The sequence below is a fragment of the Vibrio sp. EA2 genome (genome assembly GCF_033042495.1).
Lineage (GTDB): Bacteria > Pseudomonadota > Gammaproteobacteria > Enterobacterales > Vibrionaceae > Vibrio.
Genome location: NZ_JAWLID010000002.1, coordinates 749,685 through 771,023, shown reverse-complemented (window position 1 = coordinate 771,023; position 21,339 = coordinate 749,685). Strand labels below are relative to the sequence as shown.

The 21,339-nt window shown below is 43.9% G+C and carries 20 protein-coding genes and 1 riboswitch; of the genes, 9 read left to right on the top strand and 11 right to left on the bottom strand.

The window, feature by feature from the left end; translation table 11 throughout:
* Positions 1-68 precede the first annotated feature (68 nt).
* Positions 69-392: a hypothetical protein gene (locus RXX31_RS07810; protein WP_317588536.1), complete on the top strand. Its 324-nt coding sequence runs from the start codon at positions 69-71 to the stop codon at positions 390-392.
* Between the two features lie 125 nt (positions 393-517).
* Here the strand turns inward: RXX31_RS07810 and pilW are convergent, their stop codons facing one another.
* Together pilW and metA are read right to left on the bottom strand one after the other, a co-directional pair.
* Positions 518-1,252, bottom strand: a complete 735-nt coding sequence (pilW, locus tag RXX31_RS07805) for a type IV pilus biogenesis/stability protein PilW (RefSeq protein ID WP_317588535.1) — start codon at positions 1,250-1,252, stop codon at positions 518-520.
* A 149-nt stretch (positions 1,253-1,401) separates the two neighbouring features.
* Positions 1,402-2,343: a homoserine O-succinyltransferase MetA gene (gene metA, locus RXX31_RS07800; protein WP_317588534.1), complete on the bottom strand. Its 942-nt coding sequence runs from the start codon at positions 2,341-2,343 to the stop codon at positions 1,402-1,404.
* A 363-nt stretch (positions 2,344-2,706) separates the two neighbouring features.
* On the opposite strand from metA, the gene RXX31_RS07795 reads away from it, so the two are divergent.
* Positions 2,707-3,063 carry a hypothetical protein gene (locus RXX31_RS07795; RefSeq protein ID WP_317588533.1) on the top strand — a complete coding sequence of 119 codons (357 nt, stop codon included), beginning with the start codon at positions 2,707-2,709 and terminating at the stop codon, positions 3,061-3,063.
* 528 nt (positions 3,064-3,591) lie between these two features.
* Entirely contained in the window at positions 3,592-4,542 is a 951-nt protein-coding gene (locus RXX31_RS07790; protein WP_317588532.1) for an LpxL/LpxP family Kdo(2)-lipid IV(A) lauroyl/palmitoleoyl acyltransferase, read from the top strand.
* A 341-nt stretch (positions 4,543-4,883) separates the two neighbouring features.
* Here the strand turns inward: RXX31_RS07790 and RXX31_RS07785 are convergent, their stop codons facing one another.
* A complete protein-coding gene (locus RXX31_RS07785) occupies positions 4,884-5,465 on the bottom strand; it encodes a DUF938 domain-containing protein (protein ID WP_317588531.1) in 582 nt (193 codons plus the stop codon).
* A gap of 242 nt (positions 5,466-5,707) precedes the next feature.
* Between RXX31_RS07785 and RXX31_RS07780 the strand changes: the two genes are divergently transcribed.
* The 3 genes from RXX31_RS07780 to RXX31_RS07770 are packed head-to-tail and all read left to right on the top strand — an operon-like array spanning position 5,708 to position 8,835.
* Positions 5,708-5,908, top strand: a complete 201-nt coding sequence (locus RXX31_RS07780) for a DUF1656 domain-containing protein (protein WP_317588530.1) — start codon at positions 5,708-5,710, stop codon at positions 5,906-5,908.
* A 6-nt stretch (positions 5,909-5,914) separates the two neighbouring features.
* Entirely contained in the window at positions 5,915-6,781 is an 867-nt protein-coding gene (locus RXX31_RS07775; protein WP_317588529.1) for an HlyD family secretion protein, read from the top strand.
* Between the two features lie 2 nt (positions 6,782-6,783).
* A complete protein-coding gene (locus tag RXX31_RS07770; protein WP_317588526.1) occupies positions 6,784-8,835 on the top strand; it encodes an FUSC family protein in 2,052 nt (683 codons plus the stop codon).
* Positions 8,836-8,924: 89 nt separating this feature from the next.
* On the opposite strand, the gene RXX31_RS07765 is transcribed toward RXX31_RS07770, so the two are convergent.
* A complete protein-coding gene (locus RXX31_RS07765) occupies positions 8,925-9,893 on the bottom strand; it encodes a 2-dehydropantoate 2-reductase (protein WP_317588525.1) in 969 nt (322 codons plus the stop codon).
* 112 nt (positions 9,894-10,005) lie between these two features.
* On the bottom strand, positions 10,006-11,487 hold the full coding sequence (locus tag RXX31_RS07760) for a carboxypeptidase M32 (RefSeq protein ID WP_317588524.1): 1,482 nt from the start codon (positions 11,485-11,487) through the stop codon (positions 10,006-10,008).
* 211 nt (positions 11,488-11,698) lie between these two features.
* Here RXX31_RS07760 and RXX31_RS07755 point away from each other — a divergent pair, with 211 nt between their 5' ends.
* Complete coding sequence (locus RXX31_RS07755; protein WP_317588523.1) at positions 11,699-12,334, top strand: LysE family translocator; 636 nt, start codon at positions 11,699-11,701, stop codon at positions 12,332-12,334.
* Positions 12,335-12,388: 54 nt separating this feature from the next.
* On the opposite strand, the gene RXX31_RS07750 is transcribed toward RXX31_RS07755, so the two are convergent.
* The 4 genes from RXX31_RS07750 to RXX31_RS07735 all read right to left on the bottom strand — a co-directional run bounded on the left by RXX31_RS07750 (position 12,389) and on the right by RXX31_RS07735 (position 16,878).
* Positions 12,389-13,390 (bottom strand): LLM class flavin-dependent oxidoreductase, encoded by a 1,002-nt coding sequence (locus tag RXX31_RS07750; RefSeq protein WP_317588522.1) that lies wholly within the window; start codon positions 13,388-13,390, stop codon positions 12,389-12,391.
* 145 nt (positions 13,391-13,535) lie between these two features.
* Positions 13,536-14,297 (bottom strand): alpha/beta hydrolase, encoded by a 762-nt coding sequence (locus tag RXX31_RS07745; RefSeq protein WP_317588521.1) that lies wholly within the window; start codon positions 14,295-14,297, stop codon positions 13,536-13,538.
* Positions 14,285-15,298 carry a DUF2817 domain-containing protein gene (locus tag RXX31_RS07740; protein WP_317588520.1) on the bottom strand — a complete coding sequence of 338 codons (1,014 nt, stop codon included), beginning with the start codon at positions 15,296-15,298 and terminating at the stop codon, positions 14,285-14,287. The genes RXX31_RS07745 and RXX31_RS07740 overlap by 13 nt, the downstream gene beginning before the upstream one ends.
* Positions 15,299-15,504: 206 nt before the next feature.
* Entirely contained in the window at positions 15,505-16,878 is a 1,374-nt protein-coding gene (locus RXX31_RS07735; RefSeq protein ID WP_317588518.1) for a sodium:alanine symporter family protein, read from the bottom strand.
* Positions 16,879-16,993: 115 nt separating this feature from the next.
* Positions 16,994-17,094: riboswitch (glycine riboswitch) on the bottom strand.
* Positions 17,095-17,620: 526 nt separating this feature from the next.
* Between RXX31_RS07735 and RXX31_RS07730 the strand changes: the two genes are divergently transcribed.
* Together RXX31_RS07730 and RXX31_RS07725 are read left to right on the top strand one after the other, a co-directional pair.
* Complete coding sequence (locus tag RXX31_RS07730) at positions 17,621-17,779, top strand: hypothetical protein (protein WP_264901706.1); 159 nt, start codon at positions 17,621-17,623, stop codon at positions 17,777-17,779.
* Positions 17,780-17,811: 32 nt separating this feature from the next.
* Positions 17,812-18,546, top strand: a complete 735-nt coding sequence (locus tag RXX31_RS07725) for a chromosome partitioning protein ParA (protein WP_317588517.1) — start codon at positions 17,812-17,814, stop codon at positions 18,544-18,546.
* Positions 18,547-18,619: 73 nt separating this feature from the next.
* On the opposite strand, the gene RXX31_RS07720 is transcribed toward RXX31_RS07725, so the two are convergent.
* The gene (locus RXX31_RS07720; protein ID WP_317588516.1) at positions 18,620-19,003 is read right to left on the bottom strand and encodes a hypothetical protein; all 384 of its coding nucleotides are present in this window, start codon (positions 19,001-19,003) and stop codon (positions 18,620-18,622) included.
* Between the two features lie 266 nt (positions 19,004-19,269).
* Complete coding sequence (locus tag RXX31_RS07715; RefSeq protein WP_317588515.1) at positions 19,270-21,210, bottom strand: LTA synthase family protein; 1,941 nt, start codon at positions 21,208-21,210, stop codon at positions 19,270-19,272.
* Between the last annotated feature and the right edge of the window lie 129 nt (positions 21,211-21,339).

The window sequence follows — 21,339 nt, the reverse complement described above, 5'->3', positions numbered from 1 at the left end:
TAAAGTGCTGTGGCGCACTGAAACCAAGTGGTTATGTGCTGAGTGACAATGTCACGTATGGAGGGGAGATGTATAACCGCGAGCACAAATATAGTTACTGGAAAGAGGAACGTAAAAAAGGCAAATGGCACTACATCTTAAAGTCGTTTTTTATGATTTGTTGTGCGTTGCTGGTCGGTAAAGTAATTGGTTTATTCATTTTTGGCGACTTGCACTCCTTTATGGATATCATTGAACAGTTGCCAGCGGATTTATTTATCATGATGCTGGTGGGATTCCCTATTAGCGTATTAGGTTGGTATCACGAAGAGTCGAAATTTTTTAGAGCGTTAAGGCGCAAAGATAAGCAACTCAAAATGAAGCAGAAAAGTGCAGATCAACATAAAAACTAGCAACAATGTAAATGAAGTCGTACCTCGTCTAACTCAATAGTTAAATACTTTGACTGAACAGCAAAAGAGGTGTGATATTACTCCAAGTCTCCATCCATACAGAAATCATGGATTTCTAATCCGGTTCAGTTAATCGATGACATTTGCTCGAGTTGTGTTCTGTACCTTTGTTCTAGAGCCTCATTTCCAGCTAGACGTTCAAGTTCTACCATGAGTTGTAATGATGGTTTCTTTACGCCATACATTTGATTGAAGCGCATTAACCTGATTCTTGCGTCGGTAAACTCACCGGCATCAATTTCCAGTTTTGCGAGTTGCAGTATGGATTTTGGTCGGTGAGGATCGTGGTCGATAGCACGAGTAAAGTAATATTTCGCTTTGTCTCTGTCTTGTGATTTAAGCGCACAGAAAGCCGCGTTTTCGTAACTTGCGGGGATTAAATAGTAGTAGGGTTGCTCAATGGCTCGTGTAAACATGAGATCGGCCTTTTTATGTTCGCCGCGTTTACACAAAAATGTTCCGTAGTTATTGAGCACGTTACCGTTTTTGGGATGTTGACGAAGGGCTCGTTGATACATCTCTTTCGCTTTTGATTCTTCACCAACGATCTCATAATAGTGTGCCAGGGAAAGCTGTGCGCGGTAGTAGTTGGGGGCATGGGTAAGAGCTTGCTGCAAATTGTCATGAGCACGAATAGTGCTGCTACTTTTCAGATAACCCAAACCGAGAGCGATACGCGACTCTGCCATCGCTAACGGATCAGGTTTAACGATCGGAGAGCCGTCTTGTTTGACGGTAACGCATCCCAGTAGTGAAAATTGAGTCACCAGCAAAAGTACACCCAGCTTAATCGTTTTCATTTCCCGTCCCTACATCCCTAAATCTCAAAGCATGATAAGAACTGCGAGATAAAAACCTATTAGCGAAAAATTACTATGCGATCGGGTTTGCAAACTGATATGAAAAAGCCGCCATAAGGCGGCTTGGTTCTCAAAGTTAACCCTTTGATTTAATCGTCTTTAGTGAAAGCAGACTCACTGAAATGATCAAGATCGTACGGTGTCTGTTGGTAAACACAGTAGTTAAGCCAGTTTGCGAACAGTAAATGTCCATGGCTTCGCCAGCTTGCTGTCGGCGGGTTGTCCGGGTTGTTGTTCGGGTAGTAATTGACCGGAATGGCGGGCTCCATTCCTTCACCCAAATCACGAATGTACTCATTGTGGAGAGTATGAGAGTCATACTCAGGGTGACCGGTTACAAATACATTTCGTTTATCTTTTGTGGTCGCTAGGTAAACGCCAGCCACGTCAGATGTCGCTAATATCTCCAGGTCGGTATGTTCCTCAAGGAAGTGAGGTGAAAAGTCTGCATAGCGAGAGTGTGGCGCCAAAAACGTGTCATCAAAGCCGCGCAAAATTGGGTGGAATTGATTATGAATTTGGTGGTGATAAACACCTGAAAGCTTCTCTTTACGCGTTTTTTTCGGCAAGTCGTAAAGCAATTTCAACCCGGCTTGTGCTGCCCAACAAACATAAAGGGTAGAAGTCACATGATCTTTCGCCCACTCCATGATCGTTTTTAAATGGTCCCAGTAAAGTACATCTTCAAATTGGACTAGGCCGAGTGGGGCTCCCGTAATAATTAAGCCATCAAAATTTTTATTTTTGACCATCTCGAATTGACGATAAAAATTATCGAGGTGTTCGGTTGGCGTGTTTTTACTCGGACGGTCATCAATTCGTAGTAACTCGACATTGACTTGAAGAGGACTGTTCGAGAGCAAACGTAAAAACTGTGTTTCCGTTTCGATCTTCTTAGGCATCAAATTCAGAATCAGTACTCGCAACGGACGAATCTCCTGACTTGCCGCTCGAGTCTCGCTCATCACGAAGATGTTTTCTGTCCTTAGTATGTCAGTTGCAGGTAATTGATCTGGAATTCTAATTGGCACGACTATCTCTCCCTAATTCTAGTCATCTAGACGTCTATACATCTAAAGCTAACTCAAATCGATTTAGATGTCGATACGAAATGTGACTTTAAACAAGTTTAATGCCTGCTCAAGGATATGGACAATAAATACCTTCTCGCGTTTTAGCGCCTGAAATATGCTCATTGCTGGCTAATTGTGACTGAATCAGAATTTTTGATGAGACATCGTTGCAACACATCTAACTTCATTTGAAGGTCATTATGTGATCACGCTAATATGGCTTTAATGACAGAGTAGAAAAATTCGAGTCATGTAAAACTTATCCATCTCCAAACGACACGGTGATATGCCGTTTGAGATGAATCGTCATTGGAGGACACTATGTTCGGTATTTTTAAGCGAAAAACGAAAATTCAGAGCATCGCTCAAGAAGTTCCCAGTATATTGCTTAGTAAGTTTGGCGATAAAAGCACGTACGCTCCCGATGAAATTGATTTTGCATTACTACAACTTGGTTACGATAAACAAAAAGATCTTAACGATCACCAGTATGCTTACGGCATGTTTAGCAGTGAATCGAGCTATCAGCAATTAGGTTTAACCGACGCGCTTGGTGATTATAGACACTTTCAACGTGAAGTTGGGAAGATGCTACTTAACACGCCAGAGCCTATTGATATGCATATCTACTTTGTTATTTCTGAAGAGCACCATAAGGCGGATAAAACGCTGCATTAAACACCTAACTTTGACGTTGCCGTCGCCCCTTCTGTGAGCGCGGCATCGTTTCCTACTATTGTTCCAACCCTTCATTTCCAGACTTCAATTCTATTGACCTTGTCCCAAGGGGAGGGTCTACAGTTGTCCTATATCAGTCGTTGAATCCAAAGGAGATTGCCGTGGGATGTTGTAATAATGCGCCTAATGGAGGCTCTGGAAAAATATCTTATTTGTTGAAACTGATAGCGATAATGTTTGTTGCGATTTTCCTGCTTGCCGCATTTTTGGGGTAGGAAAGTTCTGTTTGTGCAAAAGTTCTGAAAAGTCAGTAGATTAATTGCTCTATTCAATGTTAACGTGCCTTATCGCCATTAGCGCGTTCACATACCCTTCCTAATTCTGTAATGGTTTTACTGTGTAGTGTGTCGAAGAACCATAAAATACGCGTGCTGGAATTTTGTAGTACGCGTAATCAATGATAAATGTACATGCAATTATCTTCGAATTTTTAATCACTTATAGATGGATACATCTGATGATATTCTCATGATCAAACAACAAAAGCCTAAATTTGAGGCTAAATTTCTTCTGCCTCGCTATTGGGGAACCTTACTTACCATCGGGCTAATGTATTTACTGAGCCTTCTTCCATTTAAACTTCAACTGGTTTTAGGGCGTAATATAGGTCGCTTAGCGATGCGAATCATGAAAAAGCGCCAAATCACCATTAAACGAAATCTTGAACTCTGCTTTCCATCCATGCAGGAAAGTGAACGCGAGGCAATTTTTAACGCAAATATCGATAACTCTGGTATCGCCCTGTTTGAGACAGCAATGGCTTGGTTTTGGTCAGACAAGAGAGTTAATAAGCATGTCACAATACAAGGAATGGAACACCTAGAAGCGTTAGAACAGGAGGGGAAAGGGGTATTAATGCTTGCTGTCCACTCTATGAATTTAGAGCTAGGTGCACGTGCGTTTGGTATTAAAAAATCAGGCACAGGTGTTTATCGGCCGAATAACAATCCATGTTTTGACTATTTTCAATACAAAGGACGCTCTCGCTCTAACCGTACTTTGATTGGTCGTAAAAACGTCAGGGGTATGCTGGAAGCTCTGAACTCAGGGCATCGAGTGTGGTATGCACCAGACCATGATTATGGAACCAGAAGATCGACCTTTGCACCTTTGTTTGCGGTAAAAAACGCGTGTACAACAACAGGGACAAGTTTGCTGGTGGATGCAACAGATTGTGCCATCGTACCGTTTACTATGGTAAGAGGGGATGATGGACACTACACGTTAACCATCAGAGAGCCAGTTGACGGATTCCCCAAAGGCGACACTAACAATGCGGCGATTTTTATCAATAAAATTGTTGAAGAGTCTATAATGGCCAGCCCTAGTCAATACATGTGGTTGCATCGTCGTTTTAAAACCAGGCCACAAGGTGAAGCGTGTTTGTATAACCCTCAATTAATCCCGGCAATGAGCTAGTGAGTTACTTCGAGCGTTGAAATCTACCTTGGTTGTTATTTCTGAGTCGTGGATTACCATTATGCACGTTTGGTAGCCTTTGCATCTGAGCTGATTTTTGCATCTGTGCTGATTGTAGTTGGTGAAATTGCGGGTCGCATTGGTTTCTACGACCTTTGGGCCATTGGCATTTAATAGAGTCGAGTTTCATCGACGGCTATTGTCTAAAACGGTGCTGCGAGCATTCTCAGCACCACCCCTACCAACAAAAAGGCGAGCTAGCTGAACCCTCTTATTTTTGACTGTCTAGGTTTACGGTACAGGCTACAGATGTGGTCTGAACTACTCTTATTAACCGGGTTTTAAGCTTTCCACACTAATAAAAAGTTATTCGCTGGCATTGGGACTTTTTCTATCAACGTTAGGTTGTCAGCCCAGCTAGCTAAGTCATTGATATCCTGAATTCCTCCGAAACCATTCTGCTTTAATTGGCGATCAAATTCCTGATTACTGCTGCTGGTAAATTTGCCGTCTACTTTCATCGGCCCATATTGGCAAAAAATGCCATTTTCTGGAAGATTAAAAGAAATGAGCTTCATCATTTGTTTTGCTTCTTCAGGCTGCATAATGTGCGTGGTATTCGCGGTAAATACGGCATCAATAGTGAGTTTTGGCCAGGGATCTTCGCCAATAGTGAATTCCAATGGCGGGACGATATTGGGCAGGGATGTATGATGAAGCCAGTTGTGTATACCTGCATGGTTTTCCGGCATTTCACTGGTGTACCAGGTAAGGTGTGGGAGGTGTTCTGCAAAAAATACCGCATGCTGGCCGTTTCCTGATCCAATTTCCAGTACATGTTGTGATGACTTAAAGTGCACCAAAAGCTGTTCAAGAATAGGGTGCTTATTTCTTTCACAGTGTGGAAGTGTAAGTTGAGTCATTTAGCATCCTTTGTTAGTTTATTTAACTATCCCGGCGTCAGTTCCAGTTTCACCAGAGCGAACCCGATCATAGCACCTATGATCACGACGGCGACAGAAAGTTCGTTGTTAAAGCCAGTGATCGCTAACCTGTTTAATTAGTTATGTTTTTCACTTTCATTGGCTTGTATAGTAAATAGACTAAACTTTTCTAACAAACTGTTTTAATCAAGCCAACACCAAAAAGTTGAGAACCATGCCCTATGTTTGACGAGTTATCTTTCGCCGGGCTTCTGTTTAGCCCGTTGGTGGTTTTTATGCCTCTTGCTTTTTTACTGTCATGGAGTACGCGTTTTGTGCTGCATAAATCAGGTTTATACGCAAAGTTGTGGAAGGCACCTTGGTTTGAAGTCAGCTTGTATGTCTGTTATCTCGCGTTAGTTATTTATCTATTTGGGAGCTAATCATCTATGGGAAAATTCTTTCGTATCTCCCTCACACTGGCGACTTTGGCTGTTGCCGTTGTTCTTGGCCATTGGATTTGGCAACACTATTTATATTCTCCGTGGACCCGCGATGGACGAATAAGGGCGCATGTAATAACGATTGCTCCGGATGTTTCTGGTTGGGTCAATGACATTGAGGTCAGTGATAATCAGGAGGTCAAAAAAGGCGATGTTATTTTTACTGTCGACGATACTCGTTATAAAGCGACGATTGCGGAACTCGAAGCGCAAGTTGAAAATAAGAAATTTGCCTGGGAATTAGCAAAGCATCAGTACGCTCGCCGTAAGACGTTAACCAATCAACAGATGGTGAGTGAGGAAACGGCGGAAAGTGCACGAATCACGACAGAGTTGGCTAAATCGAACTACAAACTGGCTCAGGCCCAGCTTGCCAGTGCACAGATCAACCTGGATCGTACCATTATAAAAGCCCCTGCAGATGGCAACATCATCAATTTGAGTCTTCGGGAGGGTAACTATGTCAGTCAGGGTAAATCCGTACTTTCCTTAGTGAAAGCCAACTCGTTTTACGTTACCGGTTACTTTGAAGAAACTAAAATCCCACTGATTAAGCTTGGCCAAAAGGCAAGAGTTACCTTAATGAGCGGTGGTAAAGCACTAACCGGAACCGTGACGAGTATTGGTGAAGCGATTGCTGATAGTAACACGAGTAGTAACAGCCAACTTCTACCTCAGATTCAGCAAACCTTTAACTGGGTTCGCTTAGCGCAACGAATCCCGGTAGATATCCAATTGGATGATTATCCTGACGATCTTAATCTGAGTGCCGGGATGACCGTGTCTATTCATTTAGATGAGAACGCTCAGTAACCATGCAAGCACTGTTTAATAGTCTATTTTTCCCTGATAAACAGGCGATAAAGTTTGCTATCAAAGGCGTGATTGCGATGGCTTTGTCTCTGTACATCGCCATGTTCCTCAATCTAGACCGACCGTATTGGGCATTAATTGGTGCGATATTTCTGCAAATTCGTCCTCAAGGCGGTCTGGTTGTCGAGAAAGGCATGTACCAGATTATTGGTACTCTGGTCGGCGGCATTGTTGGTATCACCATTCTTCAATGGTTTGCCCCTTACCCTGAAATAGCACTCGGCTTGTTGGCGCTTTGGTTAGGCATTAACTCAGGGCTATCAGCCATGGTGCGCCGGCAAAACCTAGTATATGCCTTTGCGATGGCAGGAATGACAGCATGCTTAGTCTGCTTATTAGTGATGATACAGCCGGAGTTGGCCAGCAGTCAGCGTGTTTTTGCTATTGCACAGGCCCGAATCAGTGAAATTGTTATTGGTGTTATCTGTGCCACTCTGGTCAGTAAGTTGATCTGGCCCGTGAAAGTGAAAGATGGCTTAGTGGTAAATGCCAAGAACGTGATTAACCAGACGTTAGGTTATTTAACCATTGAGCTGGATAAAAATGGTTCGCATGAGGAACGCCATAAAAAGATTGATAGCATACTTGAATCCGTCACCGCTCTTAGCGATGACTCAAGCGCTGTGAGTTTTGAAGGGCCGGAAGGTTTAGGCCAAAGCAAGGCAGCCAATGCTATAGCTAACAGTGTGCTATCCCTGTTGGCTTTGGTGCAAATTTTTGGCCGTTTGCAACGTCGACATCCGGAGCTTGTCGGAGAGGTTCTAGAGCCAGTGCTGGATAAGATGCGCGAGAGTTTTACCAAAATGGCAACCTCGCGAGATTACGACGAGTGCTATGTGATTGCCCAGTCATTACGCCGGGAGCAGATGGAATATGCGAATCAGGTGAGTGAAAAAACACCGTTGCAAAAACGTCTACTCAAGATCTCTCTCGAGTTAAGCGCTGAGTTAATACTGGTTCTCAAAGGCTATGCCAAGCTCTCCAGCAAAGAGACGACCAATTTGAATGCGCCTAGTTTTCAAAGCCATCGTGATCCTTTGGTCGGCATTACTACCGGGCTTCGTAGCGTGTTGCTCTTTTTGGTTGGCGCTGGGCTTTGGGTGGGGACGGGGTCATCCTCCGTCATTATGATCATGATACTGCCTGTCGTGTTTTCTATCATGATGGCTCGCTTACCTATGGCTATTCTTACCACAGTGTTGAAGCGGCTATTGGTGGGTATCGTTATCGCCTTACCTTTGGCAATTTTTTATGCGTTACCTTTAGTAGCGGCAAGCAGTAAAGATTTTGAATTGCTCGTGCTCATTTTGGCTGGCCCTTATTTCTTAGGTCTTCTGGCGTTAGCGAGTCGGGCGACCTTGCCATATGGCCTTGGGATCTGTATCCCGTTTACAATTTTCGTTATGCCCAGTACAGATATGACTCGCTCATTAACCGTCAGCACGACGATCAGTAATGGAATGGCTATCTTTGTTGGTGTAACGGTGCTGTACTGGATTTTCAAGTTAGTCACAGGCCCAAGCTTGCCACTTATGTTGACGCGACTAATGCGAACGACTCAGCGTGATCTTGTTGATATGGACAAACACTCCGCACCAGAGCAGTGGTTTAATGCGCGTATGGGGGATCGGTTATTAAGGATTTCGACTTACGATAAAGCACTATATTCAGAGCGAAACATTACCGATCTGGCATTAACGGGATTAAACCTTGGTCATGTATCCATGCGTTTGCATCGTATTGTACGAAGAGTGGCTGACCGGGATTTGGATTCACATCTGACCTATTGGCAGGAGTCGCTGGCTAACGCGTACCTCAACGCTTTTCATGGCAAAGAAGACCCAGTATTCCAGCTTGCGAATGCGTCACTGTTATCGAGATTAGATGAATTTGATTTTTTACCGGAACAGAAAGACATCTTGGCGGGTATGTGTGAACGCATTCAACTGACGCTTGATCGAAGTGCGAAAGCCATTGCTGAACAAAGAGCCTAAACGGATAAGAGAAAAGGACATCATCTAATGTCCTTTTCTAACTAGTGGGAGTTCTGGCCGCGCATGTGTTTTCAATATGAGGCCGAATGTTAGCGACAGAGTTGTATGGGCTTTATTGCTAGTTCATCGGCGTTGATCAGTAACCTGTAAATCAGTTCCGTCGTTTCTGCGGGCTGACTGATTTTTCGGCAATATTCAATCACAGGGCCACAAATTTCGTTGACTTCCAAACTACGGCCACGTTCCATGTCGACTTGCATGGACGTTTTGATGTCTCCAAAATTGCTGATCAAGTCAAACATTTCTTCTACATCACGGGCAGATATTTTTACGCCAGCCACATTTGCCGCTCTGGCTGTCTCTTCCATCATCGCACGAACTGTACGACTTAAAATCGGATCGGTGGTGATTAGGCCGGTTTTTTGCGCGGTCAATGCGGTCAGAGGATTGACACCATTATTCAAAACGAGTTTGCGCCATAGCGCATAACGAACATCATCGTAAAGACGAGTCTGTATACCGGCATCAATAAAAACAGTCTCTAATGTATGACAAAACTCAGCCATTGTCGGATTACTTTCCATATTCGGCCAGGCGCCAAATTCAATTTGTCCTGCTCCTTGCACTTTAATATGGCCCGGGCTTTCGATATGACCACTGATATAATTTCCCAGCCCACCAATTGTTCGTTCCCGGCCAATCTGTCGTTCAATGAATTCCTCATTGGTGACACCATTTTGAATCGACAAAACTGGCGTATTTCCTTGTGCTAACCAAGCTTTCATTTCATCGAGCATTGAGGCTGTTGCACCACTTTTTGCTCCTAGGATTAATAAATCAAAACTGTCACAAGCATATTCCTGACATAACCCCGCAACGTCGGTGCTTTCAACTGAGCCATGATACTGAAAATCAGGATGCTCAAGGCTCAACCCATTGCTTTGTAATGCATCTAAGTGCTCACCCCTCGCGACTAATACACATTCATGGCCGGCAGCAATCAGTCGGGCTGCAAAATAACAACCGATGCCTCCCGCACCTAACATTGCAAATTTCATGGGATTCCTTATTTTACTGACGCTTTTGTAATCATAATTTCAATTTGAATAAACGACACTTTGTTATTGTTTCTAGGTTAGGTGCCCAGTAGGACACCTAATTATTTATTTTTTATAGATAGCGATGGATAAGATGCTGTTTGAAATGGGCTGGATTTAGCGCTTCACCTGTCGCTTGCTTCACTAACTCTTCAGTGGTCAAGAGACTACCTTTACTCCAAATATTATCTGACAGCCAGTTGAAGATAGGCGTAAGATCGCCACTCTGTATCGCGCCATCAACGTCTACTGTTTTCTTCATCGCCGCCATATACTGAGCCGCATACATAGCGCCCAATGTGTAACTCGGGAAGTAACCAAATGCGCCGTCTGTCCAATGGATGTCCTGCATACAACCGTTTTTAAAGTTGTCTTTGGTCGACAAGCCCAGGTAGGTTTGCATTTTCTGATCCCATAACTCCGGTACATCAGTATGCTTGATGGCACCATTCATTAAGTCTCGTTCTATCTCATAGCGCAGAATCACATGAGCAGGGTAGGTAAGCTCATCGGCATCCACGCGGATAAAGTCTTTCTTTACACGCGTATAGAGCTTTTGGAAATTTTCTTGTGAGAATAGCTTAGGGTCGTGACCAGCGAAGTGTTGACCAGCCAGAAGAGACAAGTGTTCAATAAATGCATTACTGCGACCAATCTGCATCTCAAAGAATAGAGATTGAGATTCGTGGATGCCCATTGAGCGCGCCTGACCAGACGGTAAACCCGCGAGAGATTTCGGTAAGCCTTGCTCATAGCGAGCATGACCTGTCTCGTGAACAATACCCATCAGAGATTGAACAAATTCGCTTTCATCATAGCGTGTGGTGATACGAACATCCGTGGGAACCCCACCACAAAATGGGTGGACACTTTCGTCGAGTCGGCCATGTTCAAAATCGAATTGAAGCAGCTTCATGATATCCAAACCAAGCGCTTTTTGTGTCTCGCTCGAGAAGGTACCTTTTGGCTCAATGAATTTTTCCGCAGATTGATTCTCAATCGCTTGATTGATCGTTTCTGGTAACCAAGTTTTGACGTCGCTGAACAACACATCTAATGATGCAGTGGTTGTGCCCGGTTCATAGATATCAAGCATCGCATCATAGGCAGACAGCCCAGTGACTTCAGCACGAATTTGAGCTTCTTCCTGAGACAGTTTTACGACTTCGGCCCAGTTCCTTTCAAATCCTTGCCAATCGTTTTCACCTCGCTGTGTACGCCAGGCATGTTCACATTTTGAACCCGCAAGCGATTTTGCCTGAACCAGATCTTCGGGCAGAACATTTGCTTGCTGCCAGTTACGTTTTAGCTCTCGCAGTGTCGCGCTATCCTGCGTGTTTAGTGACTCTTGCTCAGCCTGCGCAAACCAGTCGCTGAGTTGCGGTTGAGTTTGTAAGTTGTGCATGTGTACATACAACTCTGCCATGGCTTCTGAGCGAGCCTGGCTACCACCATTAGGCATGACCGCCGCTTGGTCCCAGCCGCAAATTGCCGCGAGATGTTGAAAGTGTGAGATTTTTAGTGAGTGTTTTTTGAGTTTTTCGAATGCGCTCATGTGTCGCCTTCCATGACTATAGAGAAAACAAAAGTTTACCAACCCTATACGGGCTTACCAAGTTATTCGCGCAGAAAGTTAGATTCATTCCAATCTGTTTTATAAACAATTGTGATAGGAATTTTCGGGTGAGTCATCAAAATTCATTGAAATAACAGCGCAAATATGACAATAAGGGAGAAGTTTTTCTCTTTGCTTGGTGGATGTAAGCTTGATACACAATTTTGAAGCGTTTTTAATCGCTATAACTATACTGACGCTCACTCCGGGATTGGATACTGCGTTAGTTATTCGTAACTCATCGCGTAGTGGTTTTACTGATGGGGCCGTAACGAGTCTCGGCATTTGCCTGGGGCTGTTTGTTCACGCAACATTTTCCGCGATCGGTATTTCTGCGATCCTTGCTCAGTCAGCAGAGCTATTCCATCTGGTTAAGATGGTCGGTGCGGCTTACCTTATCTACTTAGGCTTTACGACGCTTAAAGGCTTATGGAACAACACGGCAGCACCACAAGATGCTTCTAGGGGGATTACCCGTCACGAGTTCAGTTTCACTCGTTCCTTGAGGGAGGGCTTCTTGTCAAATGTGTTAAACCCGAAAACCGCCGTTTTTTATCTCGCGTTTTTACCGCAATTTATCAACCCAGAAGGCTCGGCATTTTTACAGTCGACCTTTATGGCGGCAGTCCATTTCGTTATCGCAATGGTTTGGCAATGTGGTTTAGCGGGGGCGTTAACCTCAGCGAAGAACTTACTTAAGAGTGCGCGCTTTATGAACTGGATGGAAGGCACGACCGGTGTTGTGCTGGTGGGTCTTGGCGTGAAGCTGATGTTAGAAGACAAATAGTTTCTACATAGGTAAGTAAAAGAGCGGCTGGATAGCCGCTCTTTTTGATTCTGGCTACTGTATTTTTTCGGCTCTAAGTTCAGCGAGCAATTCATAAGATCGTAGCTTCTTCTCATGATCAAAGATAATCGAATGGGCTATGATTTCATCCGCTTGAGTACGTTCTAGCAGTGAGTTTATCTTGTCTGATACGAGCGCTTTATCGCCGTGAATTGATTCTCTTAGCTGATGAGTCACTTGGTGCTTTTCATGAGGTTGCCAGAGCTGCTCCATGTCGGCAACAGGAGCAGGAATTTTACCTTGACCACCGCGAATGAGTTGCAAGAATTTTTGATATTCCGTTGTCGCTAAATAATTTGCCTCTTCAGTGCTCTCGGCAACGACCACGTTAACGCCAATCATGACGTAAGGTTTATCAAGTTGCTCGGATGGTTGGAAATTCGTTCGATAAATCTCCAGTGCGCGCATCATAGCGTCAGGCGCGAAGTGAGCAGCAAAGGCAAAAGGCAACCCTTTTACAGCGGCAAGATGTGCACTGTAGGTACTTGAGCCCAGCAACCAAATTGGAACCGAAGAATTTGCGCCAGGGCAGGCTTTTACTGGCTGTGCTTTAGAAACTGGCCCCATAAAGAACTGCAGTTCCTCGAGCAATTCAGTAAAGTCCGGGTCCATTCTTTCTGGATCTCGACGCAGCGCATGCATAGTCGGGTAGTCGGTACCCGGTGCTCGCCCGAGTCCGAGATCAATTCGCCCCGGGTACAGGGCTTCTAATGTGCCAAACTGTTCTGCAATAACCAGAGGAGCATGGTTTGGAAGCATAACACCACCAGAACCGAGGCGGATGGATTGAGTATGAGCGCCAATGTGACTAATCAGCACAGAAGTCGCTGCGCTGGCTATGTCTGGCATGTTGTGATGCTCTGCAAGCCAAAAGCGGTGGTACCCCAGTTTTTCTGCATGTTGGGCAAGGGAAACCGACTTTTGATAGGTTTCTGAATAGTTGGAGCCTTCTGCTACGGGGGCTAGATCTAAGATGGAGATTCGTGGGAACGGCATATGACCTCAGAGTTTCTGTCTTCGTTCATATAAAGTGGAGCCTATGTGGTACGAAATAAACCCCTTATTCATCAATGAAACGAATCCAAGTTATCAATAAGGGATATGCTTAAAAGAAAAACGCAGCGCAATCAAACCGATCCGATTAGGAAGAATTTGTAACGAGTTCAACTTTCGCTAGCCAATGGAGAAGGTGGTGTGCAAGTGCGTGTGGTTTTTCCAATGGTAAGTCGTGCGCATCACAATCAAAACGTACTATTTCGATTTGCCAGGCTTTAGCGATTGCCTCACCACAACGGCTATCAACGAGTTTGTCTGCTGTACTGACGATAATTTGGGATGGGCAAGCTGGTGGAGAACGTTGGCCTTTAAATTGCGCTGCCGCACAAAGCTGGCGAATGGCATTACAGACACTGACCGGATGTTGTCGAGCGAGATTGATATGATGTTCCAACACTTCGGGTTGATGAAGACTTGTTGGGCTGGTCCATCGAATAATCGACTCTTGAAAGGCATCGTTCCCTCTTAAGCGAGAAACCCCAATGCTTAACAGCGCATAAATGTTGATTCTGTGCCAAAACGGACTGTAACGAGAAAAACTCGGATTGATCAGGGTTAAGCTGGCAACTTGATCGGGTAGGGTATGTGCCCAGTGGCTGGCAAGCATTGATCCCATTGAAATGGCCACCAGGTGATAGCGATGACAATTTTTAGGGAGTTGCTCGAGCATAGATGGGAGCATCTGTTCAATATTAAGCGGACTTAATTCACGATATTTTTCTCCATTACCCGGTACGTTAGGCGTGATCAGAACAAGCTCTGGCGATGTTTGTGTCAGTGCATCGATCATACTCTGCCAATGACCGCTCTCTCTTAATAACCCTCTCAGTAACACTATCGGTACCATAGCTTTTTTGCCTTATCGGTATATTTCTTTTCGACACTCGAATCCATGTTGGCGATCAAGTCATTATTAAGCACTTGAATTAAATAGCTTAAAAAAGTGCTGTGGCGGCGTTGGACTCGTTTAATTCGATGGGACTTTGTTGGGTGAAACAATTGACTAAATCGCAGCATTTGAATCGGATTTTTCTTCACCCATAGCCATGATCCTAATTCTAGGGTGAGCGGCAAGAAATGATGTTCTGATTGTGCTTGATGTTGGATCAGCATCCAATCCCAGAAATCACCGTGCGTCGTGTATTGATGCCACTGCGGCTCAAACTGATAGAGCTCATAATGCGGATAGCTTTTGCGAAATAGCCTGTACAGTAAATAATATTGAGCGAGATTACTGGGTGGGTTGATTTGATGAGCATAAGGAAACCACAGCCGATCGCGAGTACCAAACCCGCTATGCAGATCCAAAACAATGGTGGTGCGAGATTGCTTAGCGTAATTGAGAACGTAGCGCGACAATACCTGTAGCTCTTGCTCCATCTGGTTTGGGTTTCCTCGATACCAAGGTAAGCATGAGCTAAAACTTTGTCCGGCATAAACGTGGTAGATTGGGTTGTCACTATTGATAGGTGAATTGCGCATTAAATCCACGCCATTGTGATTTGCACGTTTTTTTAGAGCGACTCCCCAGGGGTTAACCAACGGCACCGCGATGATACGCAAGTTATCGAGAGACTGTTTCAGTTGTCGATCCCATTCCAGTTGTCTTAGCAAACTCTTTAGAAAGGCGAGAATTATCTGACTACCGATACGTTCAACACCATGAATCGCACCAGTAAAAATCAGACATGGCGCATCGCTCTCCGTTGAGCCTAATTCAAGCGCATAAATAGGTAGCGATTTACCTTTGTGATAAATGTCATCAAGAAGGTGTCGGCGTATGTTTTGAGGGTAATGCTCCGCGAGTTGATCTATGTGTTGTATTTCACGAGGAATGTGTCCAGTCATCTTGATACTCAGGTAGGGGTTGAGATTGTCTCATTCAAAATAAGAACTTACTCTTATTGATCTCTAAACCATCTATTTATCCAGGCTGACCTAAGTTTAGAACGGATTGAATGGTAGTAAGGTGAAGTATTTGTTTCAGTTTGAAGCAAAAAAATGCGAAGCTGAGACGCTTCGCATTGAATGGTTAATGTTTCTCGAATAAAGAATTATGCCGTCACTTTATCGCCCTGAGACGATGTTACTTGCGCAAAGAATCTTTTGGTTTCCTCTACCACAACATGGCGCAGAGCAATTAAACCAATCAGGTTCGGAATTGCCATCAGGCCATTTACGATGTCAGCCAGAATCCAGATCATATCCAGATGCAGGAACGCGCCTGAAGCGACTAAACCAACGAAAATCAGCTTGTATGGCAGTACTGCTTTAGTGCCGAACAAGAATACAACACAACGTTCACCGTAGTAGTTCCAACCAAGAATGGTGGTAAAGGCGAAGAACATCAGGCCGATCGATACCAGCATTGGACCAAATGTTTCTGCATTCAGACCAACGGCAAACGCATGAGTCGTCATTGCTGCACCTGAGAAGTCACTTTGCCATGCACCTGTTAGGATAAGAGCCAGGCCTGTCATGGTACAGATGATGATGGTATCGAAGAAGGTACCCGTCATGGAAATCAGACCTTGTTTTACACAAGAATCCGTTTTCGCTGCCGCAGCCGCCATTGGTGCACTACCCAAACCAGATTCGTTTGAGAATACGCCACGTGCGATACCAGATTGGATAGCCAACATGATGCTTGCACCTAAGAAACCACCTGTTGCCGCCGTCGAAGTGAAGGCAGATACCAACACTAACTCAATGGCACTCAACAATTGGTCTCCATTCATGATGATGACACTCAGACACGCTAACACATAGAATACCGCCATGGTTGGTACGACTTTACCCGCGACTTTAGCGATCGATTTGATACCACCTAAAGTAACAAAAGCGACTAATAGAGTCAGGACAAAAGCAGACAGCTCACGGTCGGCCCCGAAAGAAATTTCTGTTGCGTCCAGAATCGCATTCACTTGAGGAAAAGTACCGATACCAAAACAAGCCACACCTAATGCAAAGACCGCGAACATGATCGCCAGTGCTTTAGAGCCAACGCCATATTGTAGGTAATACATCGGGCCGCCAATCATTTGGCCTTTATCGTCAACTTGGCGGTATTTAACAGCAAGCAAGCACTCAGCGTATTTGGTTGCCATTCCGAATAGGGCAGCAAGCCACATCCAGAACAAGGCACCCGGGCCACCAAGTTTGATTGCTGTTGCAACACCAACGATGTTACCTGTACCGATAGTTGCAGAAAGAGCAGTACATAATGCTGCAAAGCTAGAAACGTCACCCTGTTTATCAGAGGACTTATCTTTACGGAACACCATCATTAACGCTGTCGGTAGATGTTTAAACTGGATCAAGCCTAAGCTAAAAGTGAAGTAAACACCGGTACCCACGAGCAAAAGCAAAAGTGGTGGGCCCCAGACAAAGTTATCAATGGTTTGCAGTAAAGATTGTAGGTCGTTCATGATTTCCCCTTAAAAAAACAACTAATAAGGAGAAGAGGGAAAGGACGAGATATAAGATCTCTTATAGAACTAAGCTATTTAAAAGACGGGAACGTCAAATAGTCAGGTTACAACTTTCCACTCCTCTGTCCTTTTGCCTGAGAGTTTCACCCTGTGTATGACACAGAACTTGCTCCTTCGGCGACCGATCAAACGGTTCTCTCCAGAGGTTCCTCCAACTACAGTCCCCGCTACCTAAGTAGCACCTGAAATAGTTAATTCTTCGGCAGGTTATGCTAATCAAATGTTAAAGTTTGATTGATAACCACTCTCCTGCAGTCTTCATTGGAACAATTACTCAATAATGTGAGTAAAGGTTAGTCAATGATGCTGGCCATCATTAACGTGTGAACTCTATCATGTTTTTTGACCATTTCAACACCCAATGCAGATTTATTTTTCAAATGATTATTAGCCAAGAGCGCTTCTAATCATCAGTAGCCAATCGTTTTGCTCTATTCATCGTATAAATTGCACTATTTTTTAAAGTAATGTCGGGAAGGTTTGTCATAGCGTTAGGGAATGAGTATTTTGTGTCATGAGTTAAGTCATTCAATTAAGACCACAAAATTGATCAAAACACCCGCACTCACTTTAAAATCTACGTTATGTTGACGTTGAGGAATAAATAAATAGGTTACAATAAACTTTTGTGGTTTTAGCCGTAGAGATAGACAAAACCACAATCGGACAAGGAGGCTGTATGACCAGATTGTTAGCCATAGCGGTTTTGATTGCGTTAGCGTTTGTGCTATTTCGTTATCGGACCAATGAAAAAGTCCAAAAAGCGACCATCATTATTCTGATAGGCGCATTCCTGATTTATACCGCATCGATAATGGTCGCGGAACTGATTCGCTAGCAAAATAACAAGATTCCTTGGAGTAATATACGGTGAGTTCTCAAAATAATAGTGAAGAACATGAAGACGTGGTTGTGATAGAACAGCGTGACAAGCGCACTCAGGTTTATATTGCCATTGCGGCGGTCTTAGGATTAGCTGTGGGTGGTTTAGTTGGCTCAATTTTAACCGCAGGCAAATGGGAATCGGCATACCAGGTTTTAGAAGATAAATATCAGGCACTGGCTCAGGATAAAACACAGCTGGTCTCGCAAGTGAAAGTCCGTGAAGAAGGCTTGGATAAAGAAGTCGAGGACAAAGTAACAGCACTTCTTGCAAAACAAGAAGCCGAGCATCAAAAAGAGTTGCAAGCGCTTCAATCGCAATTAACCGAAGTAGAGAAGGTTAACTTGTCACTTGAGTCACAGGTGCAGCAGCAGAGCGACAAGATCAACACGGCTAAATCTGAGAACGAAAAACTGACACGCCAGAGTGGCATGCAGGCGACAATGCTGGAGCGTTCGCGCGAAGTCTTTCAAAAAGAGCTTAAGGTTTCACAAGAGTTAGAATCTTTAGAGAAAGAACGTGAAACATTACTGCCTAAAATTAATAAGTTGAAAAAAGAGTGCGATGTGTACTTAGAAGGCAAATCTTGGGACGTAAAATCTGATGCGTGTAATAAACATGATGAGGCCACATCAAGATTAAGCCAGGTTGATCAGCTTATCGAAGTTCATAAAATGGACTTAAAGCAGATTAAAGAAATAAGTGAAGATATGGGATTATAAGCCAGTCTGACAACTCTATATCACTGAGAAAGGAGCACAAAGTGCTCCTTTTTTGATCCGGCTAAAATGTTAATTAAATACGTGACGCGTCGTAGCCTGAAGCAAGTAGTAGCTCTCTTTCACGTTTAATTAACTGCGCACGATCTTCAATTAATTCGTTTAGCGCCAGGGATGGTTTACTCGCAAAATTTTTGAACTCAGAGAAAGTTGTAGCCTTTTCAATCTCATCGATCATACTGCTGATGACGTTACGAGCCTCACAAGGATTATCGTCAGTTTTGAAGTATTCAACTTGTTGTGCGGCAGTTTTCATTTCTGTAAGCAGTTCAAGAGGGCTACTATCCTTCGCCACTGCCATGTAGTTATCAAGCACGCGTTTTGCGTACAGGAGTTCTGTTAGTGGGATATCTCGTCCGCTTTCGATTAGGGACTCGCTAAGGATCATACTTGAGCTCATTGCCATTCCTTTTTTGTCTTCTACACAGCTGTTGGTTTCACTTGAGTCTAATTTATTGAAGTCTCAATGGGAATGGCTGAATGGAAATTTAAATAATATTTTTAGTCTTTTATAGTGAATAATAATGCACTTTAGGTCTCGTACGTAAAAAATGTTGTTTTTCTGTACGCACTTTATTCGTCATGTCGAAAAACTTACTACATTTTAGATGCAAAAAGAGGAGCTACAACCGCTCCTCTTGAAACAATGTGCACAAGATACATCTATTATTGGGAAGCATACCAACCGTATTTATACGCTTTGGATGCAAATAGTGCATTGGCCTTTGCTCGTTCAACAATAGACGCTTCAATATCCATTGGCTTCATGGTTTGACTTTCAAAGTTATATGATAATGTGGTCACTTTTTCTCCAGGAGAGAACACGACGAGATTATCTCGTGTTAGGTACCCGAAGTTTTTATCGTACTGCATCATTGCTCGCTCATCCTCTCGTGCTAACGGCTTAGTCAGATCGCGCCCTATCATCGGGCTTTTTGCATCAACACCAATCAATGACAGCAGAGTGGGTGGCATGTCAATATTGTTGGATACACGGTCATCTTTGCGAGGCTCAATGCCTTTACCGATGATCAATGCGGGGATATGGAAGTGTTTTACAGGTACCAAGTTTGCGCCAGATACACGAGCATCATGATCGGCGATCACGATAAATACGGTATCGTCCCAATAAGTGGATTTCTTTGCCTTTTCAAAGAAGGTCCCCAGTGCGTAGTCTGAATACTTCACGGCATTGTTACGCGTCATGTAGTTCTCATCATACTGCTCAATTTTACCTTGAGGGTATTCGTACGGGCTATGGTTACTTGATGTGAACACTAAGCTGAAAAACGGTTTGTCGCCCTTAGATAAGCGTTCAAACTCTTCATCGGCTTTGTTGTATAGGTCTTCATCACTCACACCCCATGACCCCACGAAGCTTGGGTTTTGATAATCTTTTTCCTCGACTATTTGTTCAAAACCGTTACCAAAGAAAAAGGTTTTCATATTGTCGAAGTTTGCCTCACCACCGTAAATAAACTGGGTGTGGTAACCCTGATTTTTCAACAAATCAGCAATGGTAAAGAAGCCGGTTTGGCTTTTACTCAGTTTCACTACCGAACGAGAAGGGGAAGGAGGGAACCCCGTAGTTACCGCTTCAATGCCGCGCACTGATCGTGTACCCGTGGCGTACATTTGGGTAAATAACCAGCCTTCCTCTGTTAATTTGTCCAGATTTGGTGTCAATGGGAGGCCACCTAAAGCGCCCACAAACTGCGTACCCAAGCTTTCTTGCAACAGGATAACTAAATTTTTAGGTTTTCCTTTGTAAGTCGCAGAATTGTGATTCATTGTTGGCAATAGTTCAGGGTTAAAATCCGACTTTTTCGACGATCCACGAACAATCTCCAGCATTTTTTGGCTATCCATCTTGCCGTAAAACTGCTCAGCACTCTTTTCCGATTTCATGTTATTAACGGCAAACAACAGAGAGTATGAAGAGTTGAGGGTCAAGTCGTTTAATAAAGGGTCGCTAGAGAAGGCGACCATCGCTGGGTTAAGAGGACGGTGACCAAGAGAAGAGCGCGCGCCTGCGACACCAATCAGTACAACCAAAATAGCCAACAAAGGACGCCACTTCCAGTGGATCTGCTGTGCGGAATCTGTCAGTTTTTTACTCCATTTCCAACCCAAAATGAGCGTTAGCGCCGTACCAACAGCGCCAATGAACAGTTCTAGCTTATACCCTGTCCAGAGCATGCTCATGACTTCTTTAGGATAAATTAAGTACTCGATGAACAGGCGGTTAGGGCGTAAATCATACTCTTGAATGAACGGTGCCGTGGCCAACTCCATGTAGACCAAAACCCAAAGGCCTGCGACCATCCACAGGCGCAATATCCATTTCCAGCCGTGGCCTATTTTTCCGCTCAAAGGGAGCAGTGCAGAGAGCAGGGCGGGGAGAATAAATAACCAGCACAATGTGGCGACATCAACTCGTACGCCCTGGCCAAGAATATAGATTAAATCCTGAAACGATTCGACTCGGGCAGATTGCCAAAAAAGCAATAACACTCGTGAAATAGATAAAAAAGCGAGTGAAAACAAAGAAAAAACAGTAATTGGCTGTAGTGGCCCAAAAACGGGCCGATTAAATGTACTTCTCATATTTACTTATTTGATAGATTTAATAATTGTGCATTGCAGTTTTATCACGCGGGGCGTGAAATAAACGTGAAACATAATCTCTATCTATAGGTTTTGGGAGAAGTGTTTTAGCTTTTGCTAGGTTATGCG

Excerpts from the sequence above, each read along its gene's own strand:
- RXX31_RS07745 (WP_317588521.1), bottom strand. The coding sequence starts at position 14,297 with ATGGTACCGATAGTGTTACTGAGAGGGTTATTAAGAGAGAGCGGTCAT.
- RXX31_RS07730 (WP_264901706.1), top strand. The coding sequence starts at position 17,621 with ATGACCAGATTGTTAGCCATAGCGGTTTTGATTGCGTTAGCGTTTGTG.
- RXX31_RS07740 (WP_317588520.1), bottom strand. The coding sequence starts at position 15,298 with ATGACTGGACACATTCCTCGTGAAATACAACACATAGATCAACTCGCG.
- RXX31_RS07795 (WP_317588533.1), top strand. The coding sequence starts at position 2,707 with ATGTTCGGTATTTTTAAGCGAAAAACGAAAATTCAGAGCATCGCTCAA.
- pilW (WP_317588535.1), bottom strand. The coding sequence starts at position 1,252 with ATGAAAACGATTAAGCTGGGTGTACTTTTGCTGGTGACTCAATTTTCA.
- RXX31_RS07780 (WP_317588530.1), top strand. The coding sequence starts at position 5,708 with ATGTTTGACGAGTTATCTTTCGCCGGGCTTCTGTTTAGCCCGTTGGTG.
- RXX31_RS07760 (WP_317588524.1), bottom strand. The coding sequence starts at position 11,487 with ATGAGCGCATTCGAAAAACTCAAAAAACACTCACTAAAAATCTCACAC.
- RXX31_RS07735 (WP_317588518.1), bottom strand. The coding sequence starts at position 16,878 with ATGAACGACCTACAATCTTTACTGCAAACCATTGATAACTTTGTCTGG.
- RXX31_RS07790 (WP_317588532.1), top strand. The coding sequence starts at position 3,592 with ATGATCAAACAACAAAAGCCTAAATTTGAGGCTAAATTTCTTCTGCCT.
- RXX31_RS07770 (WP_317588526.1), top strand. The coding sequence starts at position 6,784 with ATGCAAGCACTGTTTAATAGTCTATTTTTCCCTGATAAACAGGCGATA.
- RXX31_RS07785 (WP_317588531.1), bottom strand. The coding sequence starts at position 5,465 with ATGACTCAACTTACACTTCCACACTGTGAAAGAAATAAGCACCCTATT.
- RXX31_RS07810 (WP_317588536.1), top strand. The coding sequence starts at position 69 with ATGTATAACCGCGAGCACAAATATAGTTACTGGAAAGAGGAACGTAAA.
- RXX31_RS07750 (WP_317588522.1), bottom strand. The coding sequence starts at position 13,390 with ATGCCGTTCCCACGAATCTCCATCTTAGATCTAGCCCCCGTAGCAGAA.
- RXX31_RS07765 (WP_317588525.1), bottom strand. The coding sequence starts at position 9,893 with ATGAAATTTGCAATGTTAGGTGCGGGAGGCATCGGTTGTTATTTTGCA.
- RXX31_RS07775 (WP_317588529.1), top strand. The coding sequence starts at position 5,915 with ATGGGAAAATTCTTTCGTATCTCCCTCACACTGGCGACTTTGGCTGTT.
- RXX31_RS07715 (WP_317588515.1), bottom strand. The coding sequence starts at position 21,210 with ATGAGAAGTACATTTAATCGGCCCGTTTTTGGGCCACTACAGCCAATT.
- RXX31_RS07720 (WP_317588516.1), bottom strand. The coding sequence starts at position 19,003 with ATGAGCTCAAGTATGATCCTTAGCGAGTCCCTAATCGAAAGCGGACGA.